This window comes from Salinisphaera sp. G21_0 (assembly GCF_017744115.1).
Lineage (GTDB): Bacteria > Pseudomonadota > Gammaproteobacteria > Pseudomonadales > Endozoicomonadaceae > Endozoicomonas.
On sequence record NZ_JAGHQW010000027.1, the window covers coordinates 13,481 to 26,888 of the forward strand.

Genomic DNA, 13,408 nt, shown 5'->3' on the forward strand with positions numbered 1-13,408 from the left:
AATCAACGTCCGGAAGCCAAAGTATTCATGATTTTTTCTCCGAACCGGACTCAGAATTTTTTTTTATTTTGACAAAATCCCATCTTGAGCTTGCAAATTTCTCGCTCTGTCTGAAAAAGTTACCCGGGAGTTAGCGGGCACCAACACCGAAAGAAATCCACATCTTATCCACAGCACTCCCCCGGTTTTATCGGCTTGAATTTCTCCCGACTGCGCATTATCTTGTGTAGATAAACGGCCGCTACACTATATATGGTACCCCTCGCTGCTGAGTAACACATTGTCGCCTGAGCAACCCGGCATACCGGAAATGCCTCAGGCAACAGTCCAGCCAAACAGCGGATTTACTGTTGGCAGCAGCACATAACGGAAGAGCGGACGGTAATCAGGGAAGAATGCTTATACAGATTGTCAGCTGCGCGGCCTCGCGGTTCCGCCGCCACAGCCTGTCTCGCAGAGGCGGGGATCTGACTCATCAGGTATATCCCGGACAGACTCATAGTCTCACAGCCACTGCAGTGCACAGTGGCTGGCGATGAGACAGTGATGGAAAGCACGCGCAGTAAATACTGTCTGCTGGCCTGGCCATGAAGCGTGCTGCAAGGTCATTGATAGCCGCGCTATATCAAGCGTGTTCATTGAATACACAGGTAAGGGCTGAATGAATAAAAATATCCTGGTCACCAAGCGTGACGGAGACAAGGAACAACTGGATCTTGAGAAGATCCATAAAGTGATTATCTGGGCAGCCGAGGGCCTGGACAACGTCTCCGTTTCTGAAGTTGAACTTAAGTCTCACATACAGTTCTACGATGGCATCAAGACCACGGATATCCATGAAACACTGATCAAATCCGCTGCCGACCTGATTTCAGCCCAGGCTCCGGACTATCAGTATCTGGCTGCCCGTCTGGCCATCTTCCACCTCAGGAAAAAGGCCTACGGGCAGTTTGAACCGCCCGAACTGTATAGCCATGTGGTCAATCTGGTGGAGATGAAGAAGTATGACCAGCACCTCCTGACGGACTACAGTGAGGCTGAATTTAATCAGATGGAACGCTTTATTGATCACAGCCGGGATATGAACTTCAGCTATGCGGCGGTCAAGCAACTTGAGGGCAAATACCTGGTGCAGAACCGGGTAACCGGCGAGTACTACGAGAGCCCCCAGATTCTTTACATGCTCATTGGTGCCTGCCTGTTTGCACAATACCCGAAAGAGACTCGCCTGGATTTCATTGAGCGTTTCTACCATGCGGTGTCCACCTTCAGACTCTCTCTGCCCACCCCGATCATGTCCGGGGTACGGACACCTACCCGCCAGTTCAGCTCTTGTGTGCTGATTGAATGCGGGGACTCACTGGACTCCATTAATGCCACGTCCAGCGCTATCGTTAAATACGTCAGCCAGCGGGCGGGGATTGGTATCAACGCCGGTAATATTCGCGCCCTGGGCAGCCCGATCCGTGGAGGAGAAGCCTTCCATACCGGCTGTATCCCGTTCTACAAGCACTTCCAGACAGCCGTAAAATCGTGCTCTCAAGGGGGCGTTCGCGGTGGCGCAGCGACCCTATTCTACCCGATCTGGCATCTGGAAGTTGAAAACCTGCTGGTTCTGAAAAACAACCGGGGGGTTGATGATAACCGCGTTCGCCACCTGGACTATGGCGTGCAGTTTAACAAGCTCATGTATCAGCGCCTGATCGAAGGCGGTGATATCACCCTCTTTTCACCCAGCGATGTGCCGGGACTGTATGATGCGTTCTTTGCTGACCAGGAAGCGTTTGAAAGGCTCTATAAGCAATATGAGCAGGACAGCAGCATCCGTAAGACCACGTTGAAGGCGATTGAACTCTTTTCACTGTTTGCCTCCGAGCGGGCCAGTACCGGGCGGATCTACCTGCAAAACGTCGATCACTGCAATACCCACAGCCCATTTGACCCGGCAGTGGCCCCGGTTCGCCAGAGTAACCTGTGCCTGGAAATTGCCCTGCCCACCAAACCCCTGGATCATATCCATGACGAAGAGGGCGAGATTGCCCTGTGCACCCTGGCCGCATTCAACCTGGGAACCCTGAAGGATCTGGCAGAACTGGAAGAGTTGTCGGAACTGATTGTGCGTGCCCTCGACAGCCTGCTGGACTACCAGGACTACCCGGTTCCTGCAGCTTATAACTCGACCATGGGACGGCGTCCCCTGGGTGTCGGGGTGATTAACTTCGCCAACTACCTGGCCAAAAACCATGTCCGGTATTCGGATGGCTCCGCCAATGGCCTGACCCACCGCACCTTTGAGGCCATTCAATACTACCTGTTGAAAGCGTCAAACAAGCTGGCCAGAGAGAAAGGCACCTGCTCCAAATTCAATGAGACCACGTATGCCAAAGGTATCTTACCTATCGACACCTACAAACGTGACCTCGATACGGTTTGTGAAGAGTCCCTTCATCTTGACTGGGAAAGTTTGCGTGAGGAGATCAAGTCGTTCGGCCTGCGCAACTCAACACTGACCGCCCTGATGCCATCCGAGACATCATCCCAGATCAGCAACGCCACCAACGGTATTGAGCCGCCCAGGGGCTTTGTCAGCGTTAAGGCCAGCAAAGATGGCATTCTTAAGCAGGTTGTTCCTGATTTCGTCGAGCTTAAGGATCGTTATGAACTGCTCTGGAACATCCCGAACAACGATGGCTACCTTCAGCTGGTTGCCATCATGCAGAAATTTGTCGACCAGACGATCTCAGCCAACACCAACTATGATCCGGGCCTTTTTGAAGGCGGCAAAGTACCGATGAAGCTGCTGCTGAAAGACCTGCTGACCGCTTACAAACTGGGCGTAAAAACACTGTATTACCACAATACCCGTGATGGTGCCGCTGACGCTCAGAATGATATGGATGATGACTGCGCAGGGGGGGCCTGCAAAATCTGATGAACATCCCATCTCTTGTCAGAACCATTGCCAGAAAACCATGCGCGGAAACCACTGAATTGGGGCAAATCGAACAATGACATACACCACATTTAACCGGGAACACTTCAATGCTACCCAGGAGCCCATGTTCTTTGGCCGTAATGTCAATGTATCCCGTTATGATGTCCAGAAGTACCCGATCTTTGAGAAGCTGATTGAGAAGCAGCTCTCCTTTTTCTGGCGCCCTGAGGAGGTGGACCTCTCAACCGATCGCCGTGACTTTGCTGCGCTTCCCGATCATGAAAGGCACATCTTTCTCAGCAACCTGAAATACCAGACCCTTCTGGACTCGGTGCAGGGCCGCTCACCGAACGTTGCCCTGCTGCCCATTGTCTCCCTACCAGAACTGGAAACCTGGATCGAAACCTGGGCCTTCAGTGAGACCATCCACTCCCGTTCCTATACCCATATTATCCGCAATATCGTCACCGAACCGGCCCGTATCTTTGACGATATCGTGACCAATGAGGCGATTACCAAACGCGCCCGGGATATCACCCGCTACTATGACGCCCTGATCGAAGGTGTCAGCCTTTACCATCAGCTGGGTGAAGGTAAACACACCGTTAATGGCGAAGAAATCAACATCAGCATTACCGACCTGAAGCGCAAGCTCTACCTCACCGTGGTGTCTGTGAACGTGCTGGAAGCGATCCGTTTTTACGTCAGTTTTGCCTGCAGCTTTGCCTTTGCCGAGCGCTCCACAATGGAAGGCAATGCCAAAATCATCAAATTGATCGCCCGCGATGAAGCCCTCCACCTGACCGGCACCCAGCATATCCTGCAACTGCTGGCCGATGGCAAAGATGATCCGGAAATGGCAGTGATTGCCCGTGAGCTGAAAGACCAGGCCAGACAGATCTTTATCGATGCGGCAGAACAGGAAAAAGACTGGGCAGACTACCTGTTCCGTGATGGCTCCATGATTGGCCTGAACCGGGACATTCTTGGCCAGTACGTTGAATACATCACCAACCAGCGGATGGTTGCCGTCGGCTTTGAACCGGCGTTTGCCATCAAACAGAACCCTCTGCCCTGGATGAACAGCTGGCTTAACAGCGACAACGTTCAGGTTGCCCCTCAGGAGGTGGAGGTCAGCTCCTACCTGGTTGGGCAAATAGACAGCGAAGTGCAGTCCGAAGATTTCAGTAACTTTTCGTTATAATTCCTGCATTAAAAAACAGTGTAAGCAGTTTCAATACCCAACGTCCCATAGCCAGGCCTGTTTCAGGCCTGGCTGATACAGGCGAAACACCATGGCTCATATTGTCAAGATTCTTGAAGGCTTCAGCTTTATTCCCCGCAAAGAGCTGACGCTTCTGGAAGCCCTTGAGCAGGAAAACGTCGACATGGAGTATCAATGCCGTGAGGGGTTTTGTGGCAGCTGCCAGGTCACCCTTGTAGCGGGTGAAGTCACCTATACCACCGAACCCATCGCCTTTATTCCGGAAGGAAAAATACTGACCTGCTGCTGCCAGCTGAACAGTGACGTCACCATTGAAATCCCGGGCGGGTGCAAAATGAAGAAACACAACTTGTAAGCCTGTTATTCCACTCTCATCAGCGGATCAGGCGCTTTGATTTATCCCCCCGCACCTTTAAATTTGAACGTTAGCCTCTTTTTCTGGTCATAGGTAAGTAGTTGGCCAAATGGAATCGTATATTTCATTTGGTTAACTACTTACTAACCTCTGGTTTTCAATATTGGTCAGGAAAGCCCATGCACCCTAACTCTATACGTCTATTAATTGCAGTCCCCTTATTGTTGAGCAGTCTCAGTTTGTTCGCTATTGCTGACGCCACGCCACAGGCGTCTGGCATCACCGCTGAATGGACTGCGCCGCCACCCGCCAATTCCGGCATGGAGCCTGAACAAACACCCGAATTCAACGAAAATGATCAACAGCAAACCGTTAAAAAAAGAACCGTAGATTACCGGGCCACCACTGAACTGCTATTGGAGCGTTACCCCTATGCCTTGATGAGCTATTTTTCCGAAATGGACGCAATCCTGACCTCCGATGATCCGGAAAAACAGCTATTTGCTATTTTCAGGCTCTCTTACCTGGGCTCCAGACATTTTCTATTCGTGGCGGATCCGGAAGCCATCCCTGAGCAATGGCAGCCCCATTTTACAAGTACCGCCGAGGAGAAACGAAAATCTGGCCAGACCCGCCACCAGATAATCGGCCAGGTCACTATCCCGGACTCGAATATCAGGATCAGGGTATTTAAACTGACTGAAGACCCTTCATCTGACGCCCAAACCAAAAGCAAGATTGTTCTGGCCCTGGCCGGTGAAAAGTCCGATGAGGCTGTCCAATGCCTGGTCACCCAATCAAAACCCGCTCACCCCGGCAGCTCTCCCTGCTCTCTTGCGGTAAAACAGCTGCAGGATATTAGCGATCTCGCGGATTCCCTGAAAGATATGTATCCGAACCATTCAGTGGAGATAACCGGTTACTCCTTCAGCGGCGCTATTGCCCAGGCCGCCATGTCAATATCCGAGACCATTGAGCAAGCCTACATTTTCAACAGCTACGGTATTCACCCAAGCTGGTTGGCAGGTATGCCCGAAAGCCGATTGGCCAGAATTCATCACTCCTATGTTGAAGGCAGCTTTCTTCATGGACAGGACTATAACCCGCTCAGCCGATACTCTCGATGGAAACTACCGCCGAACAAGGTGGTGGTTGCCGGGATGAAGATTCCTTCCAGCGGGCTTGAACCCAACATACGACATATCTACCAGCTGAACCATCATGACAGTTGGCTGGACACCTTTTATAACTTTGTCACCAGCATCTGGATCTTACACTCCAAAGAGTCGGTTCTACGGGCATTTGAGGCAAATTTAAGGCTTGATCTCCCCTGGTAATTCTTCAGAGCGGGACTGGCCGGTATCTGGTCAAGCCGCCTCCCCTGACCGGAACGCTGAAATCTCTTGACCAACGACAGTTGAAGTGTAAAATGCCAGACAATTTGTCAATCGGACTGCTTTTACCCAACGAAGAAGCTGACTGATTGACCAAAAAGAGTTAACCTGAACGACACTCACCCGGGATAAGGTTTCGATGACACTGCACATGAACCGTCAGTCAATCAAAAGAACAAGCAGAATCCTTATTACTGGTGCCAACCACTTTATCTGTATTGCAAAAAAAAGCCCCTTAATCCAGGGGCTTTTTTTTGACTTGAAAATGACCAAAGGCGACAGGTATTACCCCCATGGGAAACAGGTTCTTTAACAGGAACATTATCTCCATAGCCGACCTTACCCGGGAAGATATGGAACAGATTCTTGAAGTGGCTGCTGAACTCAAACACACGCCACGTCCCGGTCTATTGCAGGGCAAAGTAATTGCCAGCTGTTTTTTTGAGGCATCCACCCGCACACGCCTCTCGTTTGAAACAGCCGTTCAGAGGTTAGGCGGCACCCTGATTGGTTTTGCCGACGGTGGCAACACCTCTGCCAAAAAAGGGGAAACCCTTGCGGACTCCATCAAAATCATCAGCTCCTATACCGATGCGGTGGTGATGCGCCACCCTCAGGAAGGTGCTGCCCGGCTGGCCTCGGAATTCTCCAGCGCCCCCATTATCAATGGCGGCGACGGCTCCAACCAGCACCCAACCCAAACCCTGCTGGATCTGTTTAGTATTCGCGAGTGCCAGGGTCGACTGGATAACCTGAAAGTCACCTTTGTCGGTGACCTGAAATATGGCCGGACAGTGCACTCCCTGGCTCAGGCCCTGATACATTTTAACGCAGAATTTAATTTTATTGCCCCGGATGCACTGGCAATGCCAGACTACATCCTGCAGGAACTGGATGAAAAAGGCATCCGGTGGCGTCGGGCGGAAAGCATCGAAGAAGTGGTTGCCGATACGGATATCATCTACATGACCCGGGTTCAGAAAGAGCGATTTGATGAAACCGAGTATAAGCACATCGCGTCAAACTATGTACTGACCAATGAAGCCCTGAAGCAGGCCCCCGCACACCTTAAAGTACTGCACCCGTTGCCAAGGGTTGATGAGATAGCCGTTGAAGTCGATCAAACCCCCCATGCCTATTACTTTGAACAGGCCCGAAACGGGGTATTTGCCCGTCAGGCGCTGCTGGCCCTGATTCTCAATGAATCCTTTGATGACAAGATGTGAGGAGTGATCGATGAGTAACAAACTTCAGGTTGAAGCCATCTGCCAGGGCACTGTCATCGACCATATTCCGGCGGGACAGGGAGTAAAAATCCTTGACCGTCTTCATCTGCTGAACAGTGAAGCGCGTATTACGGTGGGCTTTAATTTGCCCAGTAAAGCCCGGGGCTTCAAAGATATTATAAAAGTCGAAGGACGGATGTTTACTGAACAGGAGGCCAACGAACTGGCACTGTTCGCACCCAGCGCAACCATCAACGTGATTGATGATTACCGGGTGGTGGATAAGTTCACCATGGCCATTCCGAAAACGCTGAGAGCCGCGTTCGCCTGCCCCAACTCTAACTGCATTACGCATAATGAACCGGTGGAGAGCTATTTCTACCTGCGTCAGAAAAGTCATGATATCCAGCTGAAGTGCCACTATTGCGAAAAATCCTTCAGCAAGGAAATTGTGGCAGAGCTGAGATAACGGCAAGAAAGAGGGCGTTCAGTGTCTGATAAAGAGCGCCTTCTATTTCCGGCCTGATCAAACAACTGATTGAAATAGAAAATAAAATTCTTCCTTTCCCACCAATGTCTAACTTCCAAACACGGCATCTCTACCTATTATTTAATTTTCAGCCAGATGGTGGGTAACAACTATGAGTTCTTGTCCAATATCTAATTTTATCGGTAATCGCTGCATGCCAGACCCTGTAAGAACGGAGTCTGTTGGGGAAAAAAACCAGAAATTTGCTGAAGAAGCCAGTTTTTTTACCGCTTTGTTCAAGAATCTCACAGTAAGACCAGTGCCTGATCCTGGCCTGATCATGGTTCTTAACAAGCAGTGGCTGGAAAGGAAGAAAAGGAAAGTGTCCAAGAAAGGCAAATCTGAACAATTGTGGCTGGGCAAGCGAGCGGATGATGAGCCGTCTGGCGAGTGGGGAAAATTCGAGGACGATTGACCAGACCGTGTTAACCACACGGCATCCCATTCAGCCATGTCGCCGGATTTGCCTGGTGGAAAGACACTATTTCCATCATTCGCGCGAATCCGTACAGTTCGTTTGATTTGTCCATTAATTCGGCGCGATAATACGCCATATCATTTACCGTGAAGATCCTCTCAAGGTTGCTCTCACGCTATACCGTACCCACTCGCACCGTAAAGTGGGCATGGTATTAACCAGCTAACTTCTTCCTCGCCCATCTCTGCGACGATCAGGATAAAGATTGTATCCTTATAGCTGGCTCACCCGGCTGCCAATTGGTAAAGCCATTGTTCAGGACTGAAAGGAACGAGATTAAGGCATTGAGTGGTTTTCTAGGATTTTTTAAGAAAAGCAGCGCGAGTAAAGACGCTTCCCCTGAAAAAGGGAAGAAAGCGCTTTCCGGCAGCAAAAAACAGGCTGCGCATTCCAGAAACAACGTCAAATCATCAAAGCGTCCGAAGCGGACAAGCAGCAGAAAGTCAGACCGTCCTGCCCAGGCACAGGAAAGCTGGAGTATTGATCAGTTCCAGGTAGCGCCTGACCCTGAAAAGACCCGCTTTCACGATTTTGCCCTGCCCGAAGAACTGATGCATGCGATTGCTGACCAGGGCTTCAAGTACTGCACACCAATTCAGGCAGAGGTGCTGGGCAGCACTCTGGCGGGTCGGGATGCGATCGGCAAGGCTCAGACAGGAACCGGTAAAACAGCCGCATTTCTGATCAGCACGATCAAGCAGCTGATTGACACCCCGGCACCGGACACCCGCTACCTGGGCGAGCCACGCGCGGTCATTATCGCCCCCACACGGGAGCTGGCATTGCAGATCGGTAAGGACGCTGAAGCCCTGACCCAATACCTGCCGCTGCACGTTGTCACCGTTGTAGGTGGTATGGATTATGAGAAACAGCGTAAACGTATCGGCGAAAATTATGTGGATATTCTCGTTGCCACGCCCGGGCGTCTGCTGGACTACTGTGAGCGTAAAGACCTGTTTCTGGACCTGGTTGAAGTCATGGTGATCGACGAAGCGGACCGCATGCTGGACATGGGCTTTATCCCGCAGGTACGGCGTATTATCCGCATGACGCCAAGGCCGGGAGACCGTCAGACGCTGCTATTCTCGGCGACATTCACAGATGATGTATTAAGACTTGGAGAGCAGTGGACCTGGAACCCGGTAAAGGTTGAGATTGAGCCTGACAGTGTTGCCACCGACACGGTGGAGCAAAAGGTTTACATTCTCTCATCGGAACAGAAGTTTCCCCTGCTGGTAAACCTGATTAACCATCACCAGCTGGAAAAAGTTATTGTTTTCACCAATCGCAGGGACCAAACCCGCAAGCTGACCGAACAGCTGCAAAAGGCTGGGATCAGGGCAGACCAAATCTCCGGCGAAGTTCCCCAGAACAAGCGCCTCAGGACTCTGGAAGATTTCCGCTCCGGGAAAATTTCAGTACTGGTGGCTACCGATGTTGCTGGCCGGGGAATTCACATTGACGGAATCAGCCATGTGATCAACTACAACCTGCCTGAAGACCCTGATGACTACGTCCACAGGATTGGCAGAACCGGAAGAGCAGGGGCAAGTGGAACCAGCATCAGCTTTGCCTGTGAAGATGATTCGTTTCTGATTCCGGATCTTGAAGCACTGCTGGGGGATAAACTGAAGAAGGACTACCCACCGGAACAGCTTCTTGTTGATCCCCGAAACAGTAAGCACCGATAAGCTAACCCGGATATTTCATAAACTGCCCCGAATCTCGCGCACGACCACATGGATGTGGGAGGTAGGGCGACGCAGGATGCCAAAGCCGAGGACTTTGTCGCTCTAAGGGATTTTGTGAGGGAGCGCCGTACCGGGGAGTACGGTCGACTGAACAAAACTCCCTTAGAGCGGCAAAGGACAAGCGAGAACGGGAGCATGTTTATGAAATATCCGGGTTAACAGTGCAGGCGAATGCTAACGATTCGTCTGCTGACATGGGAGAGAACAGTAATAATCAAAAGAAATATCAATCAAAAAAACAGTAAAATTTTTATAAAAAAATACGATATATCCTTTCAAGCATAAGAGTAAAACACATCCACTTAAACCCTTTAGGAGGAAAAAAAATTTTTTTATTCTTCATCGAAATTTAGTCTTGCCGGATTAAAGCTTTTCGATAAGAATCAAATATGAGTAACCCAAAAACAGACAAGGGAGCTGCCTATGGGACATGCCCTGGAAACCAGGCCAGAAAACTCACCCATCACAACCACCTACATACTGGACAGTAACGTCCTGATTCACGACCCTAACTCTATCCTCAACTTTGAAGAACATCAGGTAATCATTCCCATCACCGTTCTGGAAGAACTGGACAAACTCAAGAACGGCAAACAAACCATAGCCGCTGACTGTCGTCAGGCCATACGACTGATTGATAATATTCTGGGTACAGCAACACCTGCGGAGATAGAGCAGGGAGTCCCTATCCAGAGAAGCCACAGCAAGGAAACATCCGGTACGCTCTCCATCATGATGAGTCATGCCGACGATAAAATCACCACACTCCCCAGCAGTAATAACGATAACCAGATAATTAACGACATCTGTCAGTATCAGAACGCCCATCCGGACCGGCAGTTCATACTGGTCACCAAAGACATAAATATGCGCCTCAAAGCCAGGGGCTGCGGTATTCTTACCGAAGACTATCACAGTGACCAGCTGGTCAGTGATATTGGCTTACTGACCAAAGGTTATATCCATTATGAAGGCAACTTCTGGGACCGGGTCAATGAAGTAAAAACGGTACAGCTTGATGGCAAAACCATTCATACCCTGAATAAAAGTGAGTTTGCCGAAGAGTTGTATCTCAACAAGTTCCTTTTAGACGACCAAGGGTTTGTAGCAAAAGTCATCGACCTATCGGACGACCAGGTAAGTCTTCAACACTACAGCAGAGAAAGCCTGATGCATCAGGAAGCCTGGGGGTTGAGACCATTGAACATCAACCAGGCCATGGCCCTGAATCTGCTGCTCGACCCGGATGTTCACCTGGTGAACCTCAATGGTGCCGCCGGTTCTGGCAAGACCATTCTGGCCCTGGCAGCCGCCATTGAAATGACCATTGCCACGAAACAATACCGGAGGATTATTGCCACCCGTTCCACCCGGGGATTGGATGAAGACATTGGCTTCCTGCCAGGTACCGAGGCTGAAAAAATGGAACCCTGGCTGGGCGCTATTACCGACAACCTGGAAGCGCTGCACAATGATGACGAATCCACCAACAGCAGTGTGGAGTACATTCTCGACCGGGTACCGCTCCATTTCAAATCCCTGAACTACATCCGTGGCAGGAGTTTCCAGCAGAGTCTGATCATCATCGATGAATGTCAGAATCTGACTCCTCACCAGATCAAAACCATCATCACCCGCGCCGGTGTCGGCAGTAAAGTGATCTGCCTTGGCAACCTGGCCCAGATCGACACCCCTTATCTGGCCGCCACCAGCTCCGGCTTAACCTATATGACTGAGCGCCTGAAGCATTTCCCCCATGGAGGTTCAATGCAGCTTCAGGGTGTACCAAGGTCACCACTGGCAGCGTATGCTGAAACCCATCTGTAATTCATTCCTCTTCATCACGACAAAGCCCCGGGTCGCCGGGGCTTTCTATTTTTCCGACCGTGTGACAGGCTCACTGATATCATCCGGGACGCTGCACGAGAATAGACTGAACTGCTGCGGTGGCAACAAATTGCTCTGAACATTCCAGCTTCTTAAAGTGATAGCCATTATCAATGGTCATGATAGGTCTTATTAACCCTTTCAACCCTATTAAAGGAACGCTCCCTGCTCTACTATTGTCATCATTATCTCAAGCTTGAAAAATCAGGGAGAGTTGAATGCTGCTCGTTATTTCTCCAGCGAAAACCCTGGACTATGACACACCACCCACAACAAAAAAATTCACCCAGCCAGACTTTCTTGACCAGTCCGCCCTGCTGATTGAAGAGCTCCGTGAATTAAGCCCGGCAGCGATTGGCAGCCTGATGAGCATCAGTGATAAGCTGTCCCAGCTCAATGCAGCCCGTTTCCAGGCATGGTCGGCACCGTTCAGTCCGGACAATGCCAAGCAGGCGGTACTGGCCTTCAAGGGTGATGTATACACCGGTCTCGACGCAGAAACACTCAGTGAACAGCAGCTGTCATTTGCCCAGCAACACCTGAGAATTCTCTCTGGCCTTTATGGCCTGTTACGCCCGCTGGACTTAATGCAGGCTTACCGGCTGGAAATGGGCACGCGATTTTCCAATCAGCGGGGGAAAGACCTTTACCAGTTCTGGGGAAGCAGGATTACAGAGCAGCTGAACAACGAGCTGGCCAGTCAGAAGAGCCAGGTACTGGTCAACCTCGCGTCCAATGAATACTACAAGTCTGTGCAGCCAAAGCAGATTAATGGCCAGATTATTACGCCGGTATTTAAAGACTGGAAGAACGGTCAATACAAAATCATCAGTTTCTACGCCAAAAAAGCCAGGGGCCTGATGTGCCGCTACATTATCGACCATAATATTGACCAGCCAGAGAAAATGAAAAGTTTTGACTACGAAGGTTATGCCTTCAATGAGGCCATGTCCTCCGATAAGGAGTGGGTTTTTACCCGGGAAGAAGCGCAAGATTAAAATCTACCATTGGGTTTCGCTCTATGCTTGCCTTGTAAAATTCAAGCATAGAGTAGAAATCGCCTTTTCCCGGAACAGAAAAAGGCGAAAGCGGTTCAGCGCAGCAGCGAAGTGGAGTCAATCCAGAAGTAAACAGACCAGCTGTCTTTAAAGAAACCGGGAGTACTCTGCTTTCTTAACGTTCCCCGAACCTGGTCTTCAAGCAGGTACTGAGTCTCCTCCCCCCGTTCTTCAAGCAAGCCCTGCTTTTCATACCAGCCATGGGGATTTTCACCCAGACATTGATTGATAAAGGTCTGGGCCTGTTCATACACCTGATGAGCCGTTTCCTGGTCAGGATAAGCCTTATTGCAGACATAACTGTATTTATCACCCCATTGCCATATCTGACAGCTGTTTTCTATCAGCTGATAACGACTCTCCCAGAGCGTAATTTTGTATTTATAGGACGGGCGGAAACGGATGCTCTCAAAGTTATTATTGCTTTTACTGAACAGGTTAGAAAGTGACTGACAGTCTGCCTGACCTTGGTTGGAGGAGGTGCCTGTTGTCGATGAATCTTTTGAAGCCAGTGAACTACAGCCAGAAATCATAGCCACCAAAAAGGTCATGAAAATAAATTTCTTTCCT

At 50.2% G+C, this 13,408-nt stretch carries 11 protein-coding genes; 10 read left to right on the forward strand and 1 reads right to left on the reverse strand.

Annotated features, from left to right (window positions below; genetic code table 11):
- The first annotated feature begins 661 nt into the window (after positions 1-661).
- From nrdA to yaaA, 10 genes are all read left to right on the forward strand, one after another.
- Positions 662-2,932: a class 1a ribonucleoside-diphosphate reductase subunit alpha gene (nrdA, locus tag J7439_RS13815; RefSeq protein ID WP_209202513.1), complete on the forward strand. Its 2,271-nt coding sequence runs from the start codon at positions 662-664 to the stop codon at positions 2,930-2,932.
- Positions 2,933-3,008: 76 nt separating this feature from the next.
- Positions 3,009-4,139 carry a class Ia ribonucleoside-diphosphate reductase subunit beta gene (nrdB, locus tag J7439_RS13820; RefSeq protein WP_209202515.1) on the forward strand — a complete coding sequence of 377 codons (1,131 nt, stop codon included), beginning with the start codon at positions 3,009-3,011 and terminating at the stop codon, positions 4,137-4,139.
- Between the two features lie 91 nt (positions 4,140-4,230).
- Positions 4,231-4,515 (forward strand): class I ribonucleotide reductase maintenance protein YfaE, encoded by a 285-nt coding sequence (gene yfaE / locus J7439_RS13825; RefSeq protein WP_209202517.1) that lies wholly within the window; start codon positions 4,231-4,233, stop codon positions 4,513-4,515.
- 179 nt (positions 4,516-4,694) lie between these two features.
- The gene (locus tag J7439_RS13830) at positions 4,695-5,852 is read left to right on the forward strand and encodes a hypothetical protein (protein ID WP_209202519.1); all 1,158 of its coding nucleotides are present in this window, start codon (positions 4,695-4,697) and stop codon (positions 5,850-5,852) included.
- Positions 5,853-6,202: 350 nt separating this feature from the next.
- Positions 6,203-7,135, forward strand: coding sequence for an aspartate carbamoyltransferase (gene pyrB / locus J7439_RS13835; protein WP_209202521.1), 933 nt, complete (start codon positions 6,203-6,205; stop codon positions 7,133-7,135).
- A gap of 10 nt (positions 7,136-7,145) precedes the next feature.
- Positions 7,146-7,604 (forward strand): aspartate carbamoyltransferase regulatory subunit, encoded by a 459-nt coding sequence (gene pyrI / locus J7439_RS13840; RefSeq protein WP_209202523.1) that lies wholly within the window; start codon positions 7,146-7,148, stop codon positions 7,602-7,604.
- Positions 7,605-7,818: 214 nt separating this feature from the next.
- On the forward strand, positions 7,819-8,079 hold the full coding sequence (locus J7439_RS13845) for a hypothetical protein (protein ID WP_209202525.1): 261 nt from the start codon (positions 7,819-7,821) through the stop codon (positions 8,077-8,079).
- A gap of 347 nt (positions 8,080-8,426) precedes the next feature.
- Positions 8,427-9,833 carry an ATP-dependent RNA helicase RhlB gene (rhlB, locus tag J7439_RS13850; protein WP_209202527.1) on the forward strand — a complete coding sequence of 469 codons (1,407 nt, stop codon included), beginning with the start codon at positions 8,427-8,429 and terminating at the stop codon, positions 9,831-9,833.
- A gap of 483 nt (positions 9,834-10,316) precedes the next feature.
- The gene (locus J7439_RS13855) at positions 10,317-11,720 is read left to right on the forward strand and encodes a PhoH family protein (RefSeq protein ID WP_209202528.1); all 1,404 of its coding nucleotides are present in this window, start codon (positions 10,317-10,319) and stop codon (positions 11,718-11,720) included.
- Positions 11,721-11,998: 278 nt separating this feature from the next.
- Positions 11,999-12,778, forward strand: a complete 780-nt coding sequence (yaaA, locus tag J7439_RS13860; protein WP_209202530.1) for a peroxide stress protein YaaA — start codon at positions 11,999-12,001, stop codon at positions 12,776-12,778.
- 95 nt (positions 12,779-12,873) lie between these two features.
- On the opposite strand, the gene J7439_RS13865 is transcribed toward yaaA, so the two are convergent.
- Complete coding sequence (locus J7439_RS13865) at positions 12,874-13,371, reverse strand: hypothetical protein (protein ID WP_209202532.1); 498 nt, start codon at positions 13,369-13,371, stop codon at positions 12,874-12,876.
- Positions 13,372-13,408: the final 37 nt, after the last annotated feature.